Genomic DNA, 16,645 nt, shown 5'->3' on the forward strand with positions numbered 1-16,645 from the left:
AGCGGGAACCGCCGCTCACACGGCACACAACTTCATCCGCACGCAGCAGGGCCAATGTCGTCCCGAATGCGCTTTTCACAAAGCCGACAAGAGACGACAGGGAGGGTAGATGCCCGCTGCTCAGGTGCGGCGTTCGTCCGTCCGAACGAACGCAGAATCCACTTCCCAGGGCCTGTACGACCCCACCTTCGAGCACGACGCCTGCGGTGTGGGCTTCGTCGCCGACCTCACCGGCCGGCGCAGCCACGACATCGTCGAGAAGGCGCTCACCGTCCTCCGCAACCTCGACCACCGGGGCGCCTCCGGCGCGGACCCCGACGACGGGGACGGCGCGGGCATCCTCACCCAGATCCCGCACGAGCTCTACACCGAGGTCTGCGACTTCGCACTCCCCGAGTCCGGCGCCTACGCCACCGGCATCGCCTTCCTGCCCGTCGACGCCGCCGAGCGCGCCGCCGCCGTCGAGGCCATCGACGCCATCGTCGCCGACGAGGGGCTGACCCTCCTCGGCTGGCGCGAACTGCCCTTCGAGCCCCAGTACAGCGGCCCCGCCGCCCGCCAGGCCATGCCCTACTTCGGGCAGCTCTTCATCACCGGCACCCCGGGCACCCCCACCGAGGGCCTCACCGGCATCGAACTCGAACGCCACGCCTACTGCGTCCGCAAGCGCGCCGAGCACGAGACCGACGTCTACTTCCCGAGCCTGTCCCCGCGCACCATCGCCTACAAGGGCATGCTCACCACCCCGCAGCTCGAACCGTTCTTCCCCGACCTGTCCGACCGGCGCTACGCGTCCGGCCTCGCCCTGGTCCACTCCCGGTTCTCCACCAACACCTTCCCGTCCTGGCCGCTCGCCCACCCGTTCCGCTTCGTCGCCCACAACGGCGAGATCAACACGGTCAAGGGCAACCGCAACATGATGCGCGCACGCGAGGCCAAGCTCGCCAGCGACCTCATCCCCGGCGACCTCGACCGCATCTTCCCCATCGTCGACCCCGACGACTCCGACACCGCGTCCTTCGACGACGCCCTCGAACTCCTCCACCTCGGCGGACGCACCCTCCCGCACGCGGTGCTCATGATGATCCCCGAGCCGTGGGAGAACCACACCGAGATGGACCCGGCCGTCCGGGCCTTCTACGAGTACCACTCCACCCTCATGGAGCCCTGGGACGGCCCCGCCTCGGTGTCCTTCACCGACGGCACCGTCGTCGGCGCCGTCCTGGACCGCAACGGGCTGCGCCCCGGCCGCTACTGGGTCACCGAGGACGGCTTCGTCGTCCTCGCCAGCGAGGCCGGCGTCCTCGACATCGACCCCGCCACCGTCGTCCGCAAGGGACGCCTCCAGCCCGGCCGCATCTTCGTCGTCGACACCGCGCAGGGCCGCATCATCGAGGACGAGGAGATCAAGGCCGAACTCGCCGCCGAACACCCCTACCAGGAGTGGATCGACTCCGGCGTCCTGCGCCTGGCCGAACTCCCCGCCGCCGACCCCGTCCCCGTCACCGAGCTCAACCTCGCCCAGCAGGTCTTCGGCTACACCGAGGAAGAACTCCGCGTCATCCTCACCCCCATGGCCCGCACCGGAGCCGAGCCCATCGGCTCCATGGGCACCGACACACCCGTCGCCGCGCTCTCCGACCGCTCCCGGCAGCTCTTCGACTACTTCTCGCAGAACTTCGCCCAGGTCACCAACCCGCCGCTGGACGCCATCCGCGAGGAGATGGTCACCAGCCTGTCCACCCTCCTCGGCGCCGAGCACAACATCCTCGACGCCGCCCCCGGCGACACCCAGCGGCTCGTCCTGCCCACACCCGTCGTGGACCAGGCCGAACTCGCCGCCATCGTCGCCGCCGGCCGCGACAACCCCGCCCTCAGGACCTACACCGTCGACGGCACCTACCCCGTCGACGGCGGCGGGGACGCCCTCTCCGCACGCCTCGACCAGATCAACACCGAGGTGTCCCGGGCCATCGCCGACGGCGCGCACATCCTCGTGCTCAGCGACCGCGGGGCCGGCGCCGACCGCGCACCCGTCCCCTCGCTCCTGCTCACCGGCTCCGTCCACCACCACCTGGTACGCGAGAAGACCCGCACCGAGGTCGGCCTCCTCATCGAAGCCGCCGACGTGCGCGAATGCCACCACGTGGCACTCCTCGTCGGCTACGGCGCCTCCGCCGTCAACCCGTACCTGGCCCTCGCCACCGTCCGCGACATGGTCGAACGCGGAACCCTCGGCGGCGTCGACGCCGACACGGCCGTCCGCAACACCGTCAAGGCGTTCGGCAAGGGCGTCCTCAAGGTCATGTCCAAGATCGGCGTGTCCACCGTCAGCTCCTACACCGGGGCCCAGATCTTCGAGGCCCTCGGCCTCGGCGCCGAGGTCATCGACCGCTGCTTCACCGGAACCACCTCACGCCTGGGCGGCGTCGGCTTCGACGTCCTCGCCGAAGAGGTCGCCATCCGCCACCGCCGCGCCCACGCCGCCAACCCCGGCGCCCACCGGCGCCTGGACGTCGGCGGCGAGTACCAGTGGCGCCGCGAGGGCGAACCCCACCTCTTCAACCCCGAGACGGTGTTCAAGCTCCAGCACTCCACCCGTACCCGCACGTACGAGATCTTCAAGGAGTACACCTCCAAGATCGACGACCAGGCCGAGAAGCTCATGACCCTGCGCGGGCTCTTCCGCCTCCGCGAGGGCGTGCGCGAACCCGTCCCCGTCGACGAGGTCGAACCCGTCTCCGAGATCGTCAAGCGCTTCTCCACCGGAGCCATGTCCTACGGCTCCATCTCCGCCGAGGCACACGAGACCCTCGCCATCGCGATGAACCGCCTCGGCGGCAAGTCCAACACCGGCGAGGGCGGCGAGGACCCCGCCCGCTTCACCCCCGACGCCAACGGGGACCTGCGGCGCAGCGCCATCAAGCAGGTCGCCTCCGGCCGCTTCGGCGTCACCTCCCACTACCTCAGCAACGCCGACGACATCCAGATCAAGATGGCCCAGGGCGCCAAGCCCGGCGAGGGCGGCCAGCTGCCCGGCCACAAGGTCTACCCGTGGATCGCCGACACCCGGCACTCCACCCCCGGCGTCGGGCTCATCTCCCCGCCGCCGCACCACGACATCTACTCCATCGAGGACCTCGCCCAGCTCATCCACGACCTCAAGAACGCGAACCCGTCCGCACGGGTCCACGTCAAGCTGGTCTCCGAAGCGGGCGTCGGCACCGTCGCCGCGGGCGTCTCCAAGGCCCACGCCGACGTCGTCCTCATCTCCGGCCACGACGGGGGGACCGGCGCCTCGCCGCTCACCTCCCTCAAGCACGCGGGCACCCCCTGGGAGCTCGGCCTCGCCGAGACCCAGCAGACCCTCCTGCTCAACGGCCTGCGCGACCGCATCGTCGTCCAGGCCGACGGCCAGATGAAGACCGGACGCGACGTCGTCATCGCCGCACTCCTCGGCGCCGAGGAGTTCGGCTTCGCCACCGCGCCCCTCGTCGTCTCCGGCTGCGTCATGATGCGCGTCTGCCACCTCGACACCTGCCCCGTCGGCGTCGCCACCCAGAACCCCGCCCTGCGCGCACGGTTCTCCGGCCAGGCCGACCACGTCGTGAACTTCTTCGAGTTCATCGCCCAGGAGGTCCGCGAGTACCTCGCCCGGCTCGGCTTCCGCAGCCTCGACGAGGCCATCGGCGCCGTCGACCTGCTCGACACCACCGAAGCCGTCACCCACTGGAAGGCCCAGGGGCTGGACCTCGCACCCATCCTCCACGAGGTCGAACCCCGCACCGGCGACCACCGCACCCACCAGCGCATCCAGGACCACGGCCTCGCCAAGGCCCTGGACAACACCCTCATCCAGCTCAGCGAGGGCGCGCTCGACTTCGGCCGGCCCGTCCGGCTCGAACTGCCCGTGCGCAACGTCAACCGCACCGTCGGCACCATGCTCGGACACGAGGTCACCAAGCGCTACGGCGCCGACGGCCTCCCCGACGACACCATCGACGTGTCCTTCACCGGATCCGCGGGACAGTCCTTCGGCGCCTTCGTGCCCAAGGGCGTCACCCTGCGCCTGTCCGGGGACGCCAACGACTACGTCGGCAAGGGACTCTCCGGCGGCCGCCTCGTCGTCCGCCCCGCGGCCGAATCCCGGCTCGTCGCCGAAGACCACATCATCGCCGGAAACGTCATCGGCTACGGAGCCACCTCCGGCGAGATCTTCCTCCGCGGCGTCGTCGGCGAACGCTTCTGCGTCCGCAACTCCGGCGCGCTCGCCGTGGTCGAGGGCATCGGCGACCACGGCTGCGAGTACATGACCGGCGGACGCGCCGTCGTCCTCGGCCGCACCGGCCGCAACTTCGCAGCCGGCATGTCCGGCGGCATCGCCTACGTCCTGGACCTGGACACACGGCGCGTCAACACCGAGATGGTCGAGATCGACGCCCTCACCGACGAGGACCGCGCCTACCTCACCGACGTCCTCACCCGGCACCTGGCCGAGACCGGCTCGGACGTCGCCCGGCGCATCCTCGCCCAGGGCGACACCGGCCTCGCCCGGATCGCCAAGGTCATGCCGCGCGACTACAAGCGGGTCCTGCTCGCCCAGGCAGAGGCCGAAAGAGACGGCCGCGACGTCAACGAGGCCGTCATGGCCTCCGCGCAGTCCTGAGCGCCGGCCCACACGAGAGGAGGAGAAACACCATGGCCGACCCCAAGGGTTTCCTGAAGATCACCGAGCGGGAACTCCCCGCCCACCGCCCCGTCGACGTCCGCATCCAGGACTGGCGCGAGGTGTACGAGGACTTCGACCGCGCCACCGTCACCAAGCAGGCCTCACGCTGCATGGACTGCGGCATCCCGTTCTGCCACAACGGCTGCCCGCTCGGCAACCTCATCCCCGAGTGGAACCACCTCGTCCACAACCACGACTGGGCCGAGGCGATCGAACGCCTGCACGCCACCAACAACTTCCCGGAATTCACAGGCCGGCTCTGCCCCGCCCCCTGCGAGTCCGCGTGCGTGCTCGGCATCAACCAGCCCGCCGTCACCATCAAGAACGTCGAGGTCTCCATCATCGACCGCGCGTGGGAGGAGGGCTGGGTCAAGCCCCTGCCCCCCACCACACGCACCGGCAAGAAGGTCGCCGTCGTCGGCTCCGGCCCCGCCGGGCTCGCCGCCGCACAGCAGCTCACCCGCGCCGGACACGACGTCACCGTCTACGAGCGCGCCGACCGCATCGGAGGCCTCCTCCGCTACGGCATCCCCGAGTTCAAGATGGAGAAGCGGCACATCGACCGCCGCCTCGCCCAGATGACCGCGGAGGGCACCGCCTTCCGCACCGGCGTCGAGATCGGCGTCGACATCACCGTCGACGAGCTCCGCGCCGGCCACGACGCCGTCGTCCTCACCGGCGGAGCCACCGCCTGGCGCGACCTGCCCGCACCCGGACGCGAGCTCAAGGGCATCTACCAGGCCATGGAGTACCTGCCCCTGGCCAACAAGGTGCAGGAGGGTGACTACGACCGCGCCCCCATCCACGCCGAGGGCAAGCACGTCATCGTCATCGGCGGCGGCGACACCGGCGCCGACTGCGTCGGCACCGCCCACCGCCAGGGGGCCGCGTCGGTCACCCAGCTGGAGATCATGCCCAAGCCCCCGGCGACGCGGCCCGACCACCAGCCCTGGCCGACCATGCCGATGCTGTACAAGGTCACCAGCGCCCACGAGGAGGGCGGACGGCGCATCTACTCCGTCAACACCCTGGAGTTCCTCGGCGACCAGGACGGCAACGTCCGCGCGCTGAAGCTGGTCGAGGTCAAGCGCGGCCCCAACGGCTTCGAGCCCGTCGAGGGCACCGAGCGCGAGATCCCCGCCGACCTGGTCACCCTCGCCATGGGCTTCGTCGGCCCGCAGAAGGAGGGCATGATCGACCAGCTCGGCGTCGAACTGGACGGCCGCGGCAACGTCGTGCGCGACAGCGACTACCGCACCACCGTCGACGGCGTCTTCTGCGCCGGCGACATGGGGCGCGGCCAGTCGCTGATCGTCTGGGCCATCGCCGAGGGCCGCTCCGCCGCCGCGGGCGTGGACCGCTTCCTCGCCACCGGGACCGGCCTCCCCGGCGGCACCAACCTGCCGGTGGCCATCCCGCCGACCGAGCGCCCCCTGGTCTAGGGGACGCCCGCACCGCGGGACACGGCAGCACACCACGCGTCGGGCGCGGGGGGAACACCCCCCGCGCCCGACGCGTTCCCGGCTGCCGGTGCCTGCCGGTGCCTGCCGGTGCCTGCCGGTGCCTGCCGGTGCCTGCCGGTGCCTGCCGGTGCCTGCCGGTGCCTGCCGGTCCAAGGCCGGGCCGCGGGCGGTCACAGTCGCCGGGGCCGCGGGCACAGGGCGCGCCCGCGCCCCGGACACCCCCCTCCACAGGCCGCACCGCCCCCTGGCCCGCCCGGCCCCGCCCGGAGATACTGGGAACAGACGGACCCGATCCGGCGCCCGGGCCTCCCCGCACCCCTCCCACGGAGCCCCGCACCGGGCCGGCCCCTCCGCGGGCCCACAGCGCCCGCGGACACACCAGGGAGGACGACGTCCATGGCCTACCGACTCATCGGCGACACCGCCATGCTCCTCCACCTGCTCTTCCTCGCCTACGTCGCCCTCGGCGGATTCCTCGCCTGGCGGTGGCCCCGCACCCTCTGGCCCCACCTCGCCTGCGCCCTCTACGGCCTCGGCGTCACCGTCATCGGATGGCAGTGCCCCCTCACCGCCCTCGAGAACTGGGGACGCGAGTACGCCGGCCAGGCGGGACTCCCCGCCACCGGCTTCATCGACCACTACCTCACCGGCGTCATCTACCCCTCACAACACCTCCTCACGGTCCAACTCGCCGTCGCCGCCACCATCGCCGCCTCCTGGGCCGGACACCTCATCCACCACCGAAGACGCAAACACCACAAAGCTTCGAACCCCGCGTAAAGAACGCGAATGGATTGTCCCGCGAGCTATTCTCCGCGCCCGACAGCGGACGTACCGTCGAAGACATGACCGTCGTGACCTGGGACTCCTTCCGCACAGCGGAACACTTCACCATGCGCAACGCGCGACTCATCGACCGCCACCGCTTCGCCCACCTCTTCCAGAACGGCCCCACCGAACCCGTCCGCCAAGCACTCACCGCCTACCGCAACCTCGACGGCGGCTACGGCAACGGACTCGACCCCGACCTCCGCGGACACGCCAGCCAACCCGCCGCCGCCCAGATCGCCCTGCGCCACCTCGACGAACTCGGCCCCATCCCCACCACCGTCGGACTCGGCATCTGCCGCTACCTCTCCACCGTCAGCGAACCCGACGGCGGCCTGCCCCCCGTCCTGCCCAACGTCCGCTACAGCGAGGCCGCCCCCTGGTGGCAGCACCGCGACGACTTCACCGCCGACCTCGGCCTCACCGCCCACATCACCGGCTACCTCCACAAACACCACATCAGCCACCCCTGGCGCGACCTCGCCACCGCCTGGTGCTGGAAACGCATCGACGCACTCCACTGGACCGACCCCCACGAAGCCATCGGCATCTGCGCCTTCCTCCAACACGCGCCCGACCGCCCCCGAGCCGTCCAGGCCATCAACCGCCTCCACCCCATGATCCGCGCCGGCATCGACGTCAACCCCAAACCCTGCGGACAGCGACACGTCCACACACCGCTCGACCTCGCCGACAACCCCGGCCACATCGCCCGGCCCCTCTTCACCGAAGCCGAGATCGACCGCAACCTCGACTACTTCGAGAACAGCCAACGCCCCGACGGCGGATGGGACGCCGCCTGGGAACACTGGGACACCGCCGCCACCATCGAACGCGAAGGGATGCGCACCATCCAACGCCTGCGCATCCTCCGCGCCTACGGCCGCGTCGCCGCCTTCCTCCCACCACCCCGCCGCGACCGCTGAACACCCGCCCACCGGGCCCGGCCCACCGACCGGGCCCCCACCCGCACCCGAAAACCACCCGCACAACCGACGGCCTTCGATAGAGTCACCCGCCGACACCCCACCGGCACCCCCGAAGGCACATGTCCACCAACACACCCCCCGCGCCCGGCCGACCCTCCCCCCGACCCACACCACGCCTCAGCCCGGCCTTCCACCGCTTCTGGGCAGGCAGCCTCTCCAGCAACCTCGCCGACGGCATCATGCTCACGGCCCTGCCCATGCTCGCCGCCGCCCTCACCAACGACCCCCTCGCCGTCGCCGGACTCACCGCGGCCCGCTACCTCCCCTGGCTCCTCTTCGGACTCCTCGCCGGAGCCCTCGTCGACCGCGTCGACCGCGTCAGGGCCATGGTCGCCGCCAACCTCCTCCGCGCCGCCGCCATCACCGCCCTCGCGATCCTCACCGCCACCGGCAACGCCACCGTCACCACCCTCTACATCGTCATGTTCGCCGCCATGACATGCGAGATCGTCTACGACACCGCCGGAAGGGCCATCCTCCCCGCCCTCGCCCGCACCGCACTCGACCGCGCCAACGGACGGCTCGTCGGCGGACGCGAAGTCGCCCAGGAATTCGCCGGCGCACCCCTCGGCGGCTTCCTCTTCGCCATCGCCGCAGCCCTGCCCCTCGCCACCAACGCCGGAGCCTACGCCCTCGGCGCCCTCATCCTCCTCGGACTGCCCCTCACCGCACGCCGAGCCCCCGCACCACCCACCGACCAGCCCCCCACCCCGCCCGCCAACCCCGTCCGCGCCGTCCTCCACGACATCGGACAAGGCCTGCGCCACATCCACACCGACCCGCCCCTACGCGCCCTCATCCTCTTCGGCGCCACCCTCAACCTCGGCGCCGCAGCGGTCACCGCCGTCTTCGTCCTCACCGTCCAGGACCACTACGGCGTCCCCCCGCACCTCTTCGGCGTCTTCCTCGCCACCGCCGCACTCGGCGCCATCGGCGGCGCACTCCTCGCCGGCAACACCGCACACCGCATCGGCCGCTACCGCGGCATCACCGCCGGATACCTCGCCCAAGCGGCCTTCTGCACCCTCTTCGCCCTCGCCCCCGACGCCCCCACCGCAGCCGCCGCCTGGACCCTCGTCGCCGCCGCCAGCGCCTACGGCACCGTCCTCTCCAGCGGCATCCTCCAACACATCGTCCCCGAACACCTCATGGGACGCGTCAGCAGCGCCAAGCAGATGCTCGGCCTCGGACTCGCCCCCGCAGGCGCCCTCCTCGGCGGCCTCCTCGCCCGTGCCGACCTCCGGGCCCCCGCCCTCTTCGGCGCAGCCGTCTTCACCGCCGCCACCCTCCTCGCCCTGCGCCACCTGCGCACCGCCACCGCCCGCGCCGACGCCAACGAACAGGCCGCCCGCGCCGACCCCGCCCACTGACACCCGCCCGACCCGCCGCCCCGGGGGGGCGGCAGGGCCGGGCGGGGCAGGCCCCAGGCGTGCCCCTCCGGGACGAATAAGCCCAACCCCCAGAACCCGCCCCCGGCACGCCCCCACCGCCTAACCCAACGCCAGGAACCGCACCCCCGCCCCCTCCCACGCACCTCGGGACACACCGCCCCCACGGCCCGTCACCGAACGCACCGCGGCCACCCCCGCCTCACGACCCGACAACGCACCCGGCACCACCTCCTCCACCACCGCCGGATCGGCCTCCCCGAACAACAACCCCCGCACCACGTCCAAAGCCCCACCGCACACCCACGGATCCCGACCCAGCGCGTCCGCCAGGTCCAACCCGTGCAACACCGACTCCACCACCCGCGTCACCAGGAAATCCGACAACAGCATCCGGTCCCCGTGACGCGTCACCACCACCCGGTCCACCGGCTCCGCCGCCAACCGCGCCACCAACGGCGACCACCGCCCCCGCAACAGCCGCCCCGACTCACCCGCGTCCGTACGACGCGCCGCCGCCTCCACCGCCGAACCCACCCGATGCGCGTTCACCTCCGCCGAGAACCGCACATCCGGCCGGTAATACTCCCCAGCAGAAACCAACGCCCCTCCCGTCACCGCAGGTTCACCAACCAACATCGGCTCCACCTGCAACATCGCCCTCACCGTGTGCGCCGCCAACGCCGCCACATCCCACGGCGCACACCGCGTCCCCACCACCGCCTCCTCCTCCGACAACCCCCACAACACCGCGTCCAACGAGGCAACCTCCACCGCCAACGCACCCAGCACCACATCACGCGAGAACACCAGAACCTCCCAGAATCGCCACCGTCACAGGCAACCTACAGAAAGCCCCCGCACCACCCACAACCCCGTTCGTGCAACGCCCCCGTTCGTCTTCCCGCAGCCTGAGATACGTCCATTCGCAACCTGGTTTAGACCACTGCATCCCCCAGACGCTCTAAAGTGATAGGCGTGACACGTCGAGCAAAAATCGTCGCGACCCTCGGTCCCGCCACGTCGAGCACGGAAGTCCTCCGCAAGCTCGTCGACGCAGGACTCGACGTCGCCCGTATCAACCTCAGCCACGGAACCCACGACGACCACAGCGCCAGCCTCGCCAACCTGCGCGAAGCCGCTGAGTCGGCCCAACGAGCAGTCGGAGTCCTCGCCGACCTCCAAGGACCCAAGATCCGCGTCGGCACCTTCCCCGACGGACCGGTCGAACTCACCGCCGGAGACGAGTTCACCGTCACCATCGACGACGTCCCCGGCGACGCCACACGCGTCTCCACCACCTACAAGGGACTCCCCGGAGACGTCCGCCCCGGCGACCGCGTCCTCATCGACGACGGCCGCGTCGTCCTCGAATGCACCAAGACCACCAGCACTGACGTCCACACCCGCGTCATCTACGGCGGCACCGTCTCCAACCACAAGGGACTCAACCTCCCCGGCGTCTCCGTCAGCGTCCCCGCCCTCACCGAGAAGGACGAGGCAGACCTCCGCTGGGCCCTCCACCAGGGCGTCGACATGGTCGCCCTCTCCTTCGTCCGCAGCCCCGCGGACGCCGAGGAATGCCACCGCATCATGGACGAGGAGGGCATCACCGTCCCCCTCATCGCCAAGATCGAGAAGCCCCAGGCGGTCGAACGCCTCCAGGACATCATCGAGGTCTTCGACGGAGTCATGGTCGCCCGCGGCGACCTCGGCGTCGAACTCCCCCTCGAGAACGTCCCCATGGTGCAGAAACGCGCCGTCGAACGCTGCCGCGACAAGGCCAAACCGGTCATCGTCGCCACCCAGATGCTCGAATCCATGATCGGATCACCCCGGCCCACCCGCGCCGAGGCCTCCGACGTCGCCAACGCCGTCCTCGACGGCGCCGACGCCGTCATGCTCTCCGGAGAGACCAGCGTCGGCCAATACCCCATCGAGACCGTCGAGACGATGGCCCGCATCATCAGCGCCGCAGAACAGGATTCCCTGCGCGCCTCGCACATCCTCAACCGGGTACCCGAGACCACCGGCGGAGCCATCGCACGCGCCGCCGCCGAAATCGGCGCCACCATCGGAGCCAAGGCCCTCGTCGCCTTCACCATGTCCGGCGAAACCGCCCGACGCCTGGCCCGCTACCGCTCACCCATCCCGCTCATGGCGTTCACCACCGAGAACTCCACCCGCGGAACCCTCTCCCTCACCTGGGGAGTGGAGACCAACCTGGTGCCCTGGGTCGACAACACCGACGACATGGTCCGCCAGGTCGAAGCCGAACTCCTCCAGCTCGGCGACTACACCAAGGGCGACAAGGTCGTCATCGTGGCCGGCAGCCCGCCCGGAACCACCGGATCCACCAACTCCCTGCGCGTCCACCGCCTCGGCGACGCCGTCGCGCTCGGAACCACGTAGGACCCGGCGCCCGCGACGGGCGCCCGCAAGACGTGCCGCATCAGGTCCGGCCCGGAGGAACGGCGTATGAGCCGCGCCGACCCACCGGGTCAGGGCCAGGTGCGGCCGACGTCTTTCCGGAGCCCTACGGCTCCGGGTTGGCCGCCAGCCCGCCCTCGGGAATGACCCGCTCCAACGGCATGTCCCACGGCAGCAGGTTCCACGGACTCCGCACATCCTCGGTGAGCAGACCCAGAGCCGCCCACACCCGGTCCGTCCCCCCGTGGTCCCCCTCCACGCCCTTGTCCCGCCACAGCAGGTACCCCGCGTGGAAAGCCGTCGACAACTGCTGCCACGACGAGTACCGGCGCTGCAGGTCCGAGGCCACCCGCCGCAACAGGGTCTGCGTCTCCACCGGGCTCAGCCAGTCCAGGGTCGCGCCCCCGCACACCAACCGGATCACGTGCACCGACCGCCACCACTGGTACGCCCCGATGATCACCGTCTCGTCGGCCTCGCCGACCCCCGTGACGGCACGCAGCCGGACGACCTGCTCCGGCGTCAGCAGCACGTGCCCGCCCGTTGCCTGGCCGCCCTCGTCCCGGGGGAACCGGGAACGCGCGATCCCGCCCCTCAGGTCCACGACCAGGTCCAGGGTCGGACTCGTGTGCAACTCGTCCAGAAGACCCTCCACGGCCGCCAGGAGCGACTCCCGGTCCGTCACCTGCCACTGGCGCTCCAGCAGCCGCCGGTAGCGGCGGCGCAGCGACGGGCGCGCCACCACGTCCCAGGGCTCGGCGAGCGCCACCCGGAACGGGGCGGCGACGGCGGCCGCCCAGCGCTCCGTGCTCAGCGGCGCGTCCGGGTCCTTGGTGCGCACGGCGGGGGACTCACGGGCGCCGATGACCAGCTCGGCGAAGGAGCCGGCGACGAGCGCCGCAGCGGGGAGGAACGACCATCCCGCCTGGCCCACGGCCACGAGAAGGACGACGAGCAGGGCGAACGGGGTCAGCAACCAGGGCTGGCGGCGTCGGGAGCCCCAGGCCACCACGACCCAGGCGCCGATTACCAGTGCGCCGACGATTCCGGCCACCGCGGTCAGCACCTGCTGCTCCTCTCCTGAGAACTCGTCCGTGATCTTCAAGGATCAGGGACACGCGGTCGCCGGGGCGACCGAACCCACGGGTTGTACTCAGGTTGTGGCCGTGATGTGACCGGTTCGGCCCGCCTTGCCCGGGGATAAAGTGACAAAAGGCCCATGTGTGGTCGAACTGCCCGGGTAGTTACGCAGGTTCTGGCCCCGCTGACCGCTCCTCAGTACTTGGGCCCCACGAACTCGTCCATCCGCGCTACGGCCGCCCGCTTCGACACCGACACGATGAACGCATCCCGGTTCGGGAGCTTCACCTCCACTCGGCGCCTCCATGAGATGCCGAGCCGGTCGAGGGCATGGACAAGAAGGTTGCTGATGTCCTGTGACGTGTTGGAGAAGAAATAGCGGGGGTACTCGTAGTACTTCCATCCTCCGTCTGTCTTCTTGCGCACACGGTTGGACACGCGGCAGCCGTCGGAGTGGATCAGTCCTCGGATGAAGGGTTCGGGGCACTCGTCGACGGCCTCCTGCTGCCAGGGTTCGAGGATGATCGGTCGTGAGTGCTTCATTCCCTTGCCGTTCTGCGGGAAGATGCAGCGCCAGTGCTTGGAGGTTCCCTTGACCTCCGTACAGCCCTGGCGCCGTACCTGGAAGGCACCCACGGGGAAGACCGTGGATATCGTTCGTGCGCACTCCTCGATGAGGCCGGGCCATGTGTCGCAACAGGCGATCGACAGGTAGTCGACCCCGTTGCGGATACGTCCGATGTACCCGTCTCCCAAATAGAGACCGAGCAGGTAGACGTAGGCTGCGGGGTCCAGGGCACCAGTCCCGCAGACAGGGCAGTAAGCGGTCCGGTCGGCTTCCGTCTGCGGGGACCGCCGGGTGCCGTAGCGCCAGTGCCTGAGCGCTTGGACGGAGACGCCGCACTGTTCCGCGATGGCGCGGTCGGTCAGGCCGAGGGCCTTGAGGCGAAAAGTCTCTTCAACGATGTCGCGTGAGTACATAGAGTGAAGATTCGCCCACGTCCGGTCAATGCTCCGAGAAGCAGAAAAGCCACCCCTTGGGGTGGCTCTCGTACCCTGGGTGGGATTCGAACCCACACTGCGCAGGACTTGAATCTGCTGCCTCTGCCATTGGGCTACCAGGGCTTGGAGAATTTGTCAAGACATTCTCTGTAGTTTTCCCGGTCGGCCAGCGGCCCCGGCCAACGGTGGTGTCACGATTGGCGCGCATTGCCGGTCCCGACGCTCAGCATCCTAGCGGATCTCTGTAACCTCATGTACGTGACGAGGACGCAGAGCCGTGTGGTGATCGCGGAAGACGAGGCCCTGATCCGCCTGGACCTCAAGGAGATGCTGGAAGAGGACGGTTACGCCGTCGTCGGCGAGGCCGGGGACGGGGAGACCGCTATCCGGCTTGCCCGGGAGCTCAAGCCCGACCTGGTGATCACCGACATCAAGATGCCGGTGCTCGACGGCCTCTCGGCCGCCGAGCGCATCGCCGGTGAGCGCATCGCGCCGGTCGTCATCCTGACCGCCTTCTCCCAGCGAGAGCTGGTGGAGCGCGCGCGGGACGCCGGGGCCATGGCCTATCTGGTCAAGCCGTTCAACAAGTCGGACCTCGTGCCGGCCATCGAGATGGCCACCTCCCGCTACGCCGAACTGGCGGCGCTGGAGTCGGAGGTCGGCAACCTCCAGGACCGTCTCGAGACCCGCAAGCTGGTCGAGCAGGCCAAGGGGCTTCTCCAGGGGCGTCACGGGATGAGTGAGCCCGAGGCGTTCCGGTGGATCCAGAAGAACTCGATGGACCGGAGACTGACCATGAGGAAGGTCGCCGAGACGGTCGTCGAGACCCTCGGGGGACAGTAGGCCGACCGGGCCGACCCCCGCGACCCTGAACCGGGGCCGCACCCGACCGGGTGGGGCCCCGTTGTCGTGTCCGGGGGAGGGAGGGTGAGGGGCGGTGTGCCGGGGGTGACGAAAACTAGACGAATGGCCACCGTCAACGGGCGATGGATACCATTTTGATCTCGTTTGCGCACAATGGGGTGACGGTTGGGTCACGTGGCTTTAGCTCTGCTGAATGACCAGGCTAAACCGGGCTAAACTCGCCGCACCGAACAGTAAAGGACAAGCGGTGTCGAATGCTCGCATTTGGTGCCGTCACCCTCAGATGCGCAAGGAGCGCGCGTGCGCACACGTCTCGTGACCGTGTTGCTCGCCCTGATCACCGCCATCCTGGTGATCCCCGGGCCAGTGGCAGCGGCAGACGAACAGGGCGGTGAAGCGCTGCACGGTCAGATCCTCAACCCGGAGAACCGGGATCAAGGTGTCGAAGGCATCGGGATCACGGTCTACGACGGTGAGGACGAGATCGGGGCGGCGGAGACCGACTCTGATGGAATGTGGGAAGTGGAGCTGCCCGAACCGGGCACCTACCGCGTAGTGGTGGACCAGGAGTCCGTCCCCAGCGAGTACGTCGTACGAGAGGGCATCATCGTCGACGGCGAGACCGAGGTCGAGGTCGAGGCCGACGACCGGCGTCCCCTCATCGTGGCCCTGGAGGGCGCGGGCGCCGCGGAGGGCGGTGACGCCTCGGAGTCCCCCTCGGAGGACGCGGCGGACGACTCCGGCGGCGAGGCCGGGGGAGAGGACGGGGCGGTCGCGCCGACGACGGGCGGCGGCAGTTCCTTCGGAGCCCAGTTCCTGCAGTTGACCGTGTCGGGGATCCTCTTCGGCCTGGTGATCGCGATCTCCGCGATCGGTCTGTCGTTGATCTTCGGTACGACGAAGATGATCAACTTCGCCCACGGTGACATGGTGACCTTCGGTGCGATGGTGGCGCTGTTGTTCAGCACGGGTGCCGCGGGGTTGGGCAATTCCCTGTTGGCGATCTTCGCGGGTATCGGGATCGCGGTCCTGATCGGCGGGTTGCTGGAGGCGAGGCTTCCGCGGACGACGCTGATCGTGGCCCAGTGGGTGGCGATCTTCGGCGGTATCGCGCTGGCGACGACGCTGGGGGTGATGGGCGACTCGATCGACTGGCAGGTGCCGCTGTGGTTGGCCGCCGCGATCGCGGTGGTCATGGGCGCGGTGCTGGGCGGGACGATGGAGCGCTACATCTGGCGTCCGCTGCGGCACCGCAATGTGGCGTTGATCCAGATGTTCATCGTGTCGATCGGTCTGGCGCTGATCCTGCGCCACGTGATCCTGGTGATCTTCGGTGCGGGCCGCAACCGCTATGCGGGTTACCAGATCCAGGAGCTGGTCCAGCTGGGTCCGGTGGCGATGGCGCCGCGTGACCTGGTGATCATGGGTGTGGCGGTCGCGGTGCTGGTGGCCGTGGCGTGTCTGTTGCAGTTCACCCGGATCGGCAAGGCGATGCGGGCGGTGTCGGACAACCGTGACCTGGCGGAGTCGTCGGGTATCGACGTGGACCGGGTGACCCTGTACGTGTGGGGTCTCGGCGGCGGTCTGGCGGCTCTGGGCGGCGTGCTCTACGGGCTGAACCAGGTGGTCGAGTACGAGATGGGCTTCCGCCTGCTGCTGCTGATGTTCGCGGCGGTCATCCTGGGCGGTCTCGGCACGGCGTACGGCGCGATGGTCGGCGGTCTGGCCGTCGGCCTGGTGGCGATGCTGTCCACCCTGTGGTTCCCGTCCCAGCTCATGCAAGCGTGGGCACTGGCCCTGATGATCCTCATGCTGCTGGTCAGGCCCCAGGGCCTGCTCGGTCGGCGCGAGCGGGTCGGCTAGGAGAGGTAG

General features: G+C 69.9%; 11 protein-coding genes and 1 tRNA gene. 8 read left to right on the top strand and 4 right to left on the bottom strand.

Annotated features, from left to right (window positions below; all coding sequences use genetic code 11):
• Positions 1 to 109: 109 nt before the first annotated feature.
• The 5 genes from gltB to ACFQBR_RS02425 all read left to right on the top strand — a co-directional run bounded on the left by gltB (position 110) and on the right by ACFQBR_RS02425 (position 9,379).
• Positions 110 to 4,666 carry a glutamate synthase large subunit gene (gene gltB / locus ACFQBR_RS02405; RefSeq protein WP_344181719.1) on the top strand — a complete coding sequence of 1,519 codons (4,557 nt, stop codon included), beginning with the start codon at positions 110 to 112 and terminating at the stop codon, positions 4,664 to 4,666.
• 32 nt (positions 4,667 to 4,698) lie between these two features.
• Positions 4,699 to 6,171, top strand: coding sequence for a glutamate synthase subunit beta (locus ACFQBR_RS02410; protein WP_267945757.1), 1,473 nt, complete (start codon positions 4,699 to 4,701; stop codon positions 6,169 to 6,171).
• Positions 6,172 to 6,588: 417 nt separating this feature from the next.
• Positions 6,589 to 6,972: a DUF2784 domain-containing protein gene (locus tag ACFQBR_RS02415; protein WP_344181716.1), complete on the top strand. Its 384-nt coding sequence runs from the start codon at positions 6,589 to 6,591 to the stop codon at positions 6,970 to 6,972.
• Positions 6,973 to 7,046: 74 nt separating this feature from the next.
• The gene (locus ACFQBR_RS02420) at positions 7,047 to 7,946 is read left to right on the top strand and encodes a prenyltransferase (protein ID WP_267950448.1); all 900 of its coding nucleotides are present in this window, start codon (positions 7,047 to 7,049) and stop codon (positions 7,944 to 7,946) included.
• 122 nt (positions 7,947 to 8,068) lie between these two features.
• Positions 8,069 to 9,379 carry an MFS transporter gene (locus ACFQBR_RS02425; RefSeq protein ID WP_344181714.1) on the top strand — a complete coding sequence of 437 codons (1,311 nt, stop codon included), beginning with the start codon at positions 8,069 to 8,071 and terminating at the stop codon, positions 9,377 to 9,379.
• A 120-nt stretch (positions 9,380 to 9,499) separates the two neighbouring features.
• On the opposite strand, the gene ACFQBR_RS02430 is transcribed toward ACFQBR_RS02425, so the two are convergent.
• Positions 9,500 to 10,207 carry a maleylpyruvate isomerase N-terminal domain-containing protein gene (locus ACFQBR_RS02430; protein WP_378551879.1) on the bottom strand — a complete coding sequence of 236 codons (708 nt, stop codon included), beginning with the start codon at positions 10,205 to 10,207 and terminating at the stop codon, positions 9,500 to 9,502.
• A gap of 168 nt (positions 10,208 to 10,375) precedes the next feature.
• On the opposite strand from ACFQBR_RS02430, the gene pyk reads away from it, so the two are divergent.
• On the top strand, positions 10,376 to 11,809 hold the full coding sequence (gene pyk / locus ACFQBR_RS02435; protein ID WP_344181712.1) for a pyruvate kinase: 1,434 nt from the start codon (positions 10,376 to 10,378) through the stop codon (positions 11,807 to 11,809).
• Positions 11,810 to 11,933: 124 nt separating this feature from the next.
• Here the strand turns inward: pyk and ACFQBR_RS02440 are convergent, their stop codons facing one another.
• The 3 genes from ACFQBR_RS02440 to ACFQBR_RS02450 form a co-directional block, all read right to left on the bottom strand.
• Complete coding sequence (locus ACFQBR_RS02440; RefSeq protein WP_344181747.1) at positions 11,934 to 12,893, bottom strand: DUF1266 domain-containing protein; 960 nt, start codon at positions 12,891 to 12,893, stop codon at positions 11,934 to 11,936.
• 209 nt (positions 12,894 to 13,102) lie between these two features.
• Entirely contained in the window at positions 13,103 to 13,888 is a 786-nt protein-coding gene (locus ACFQBR_RS02445) for an LAGLIDADG family homing endonuclease (RefSeq protein WP_344181710.1), read from the bottom strand.
• A gap of 71 nt (positions 13,889 to 13,959) precedes the next feature.
• Positions 13,960 to 14,032 (bottom strand) — tRNA-Leu (locus ACFQBR_RS02450).
• Positions 14,033 to 14,188: 156 nt separating this feature from the next.
• Here ACFQBR_RS02450 and ACFQBR_RS02455 point away from each other — a divergent pair.
• Together ACFQBR_RS02455 and ACFQBR_RS02460 are read left to right on the top strand one after the other, a co-directional pair.
• Positions 14,189 to 14,752 (top strand): ANTAR domain-containing response regulator, encoded by a 564-nt coding sequence (locus ACFQBR_RS02455; protein ID WP_267950446.1) that lies wholly within the window; start codon positions 14,189 to 14,191, stop codon positions 14,750 to 14,752.
• A 321-nt stretch (positions 14,753 to 15,073) separates the two neighbouring features.
• Positions 15,074 to 16,636 (top strand): branched-chain amino acid ABC transporter permease, encoded by a 1,563-nt coding sequence (locus tag ACFQBR_RS02460; protein WP_344181708.1) that lies wholly within the window; start codon positions 15,074 to 15,076, stop codon positions 16,634 to 16,636.
• Positions 16,637 to 16,645: the final 9 nt, after the last annotated feature.

Origin of the sequence: Nocardiopsis tropica, assembly GCF_042660575.1 — a bacterium.
In the GTDB taxonomy this organism is placed as follows: domain Bacteria; phylum Actinomycetota; class Actinomycetes; order Streptosporangiales; family Streptosporangiaceae; genus Nocardiopsis; species Nocardiopsis tropica.

Excerpts from the sequence above, each read along its gene's own strand:
- gltB (WP_344181719.1), top strand. The coding sequence starts at position 110 with ATGCCCGCTGCTCAGGTGCGGCGTTCGTCCGTCCGAACGAACGCAGAA.
- ACFQBR_RS02410 (WP_267945757.1), top strand. The coding sequence starts at position 4,699 with ATGGCCGACCCCAAGGGTTTCCTGAAGATCACCGAGCGGGAACTCCCC.
- ACFQBR_RS02415 (WP_344181716.1), top strand. The coding sequence starts at position 6,589 with ATGGCCTACCGACTCATCGGCGACACCGCCATGCTCCTCCACCTGCTC.
- ACFQBR_RS02425 (WP_344181714.1), top strand. The coding sequence starts at position 8,069 with ATGTCCACCAACACACCCCCCGCGCCCGGCCGACCCTCCCCCCGACCC.
- ACFQBR_RS02445 (WP_344181710.1), bottom strand. The coding sequence starts at position 13,888 with ATGTACTCACGCGACATCGTTGAAGAGACTTTTCGCCTCAAGGCCCTC.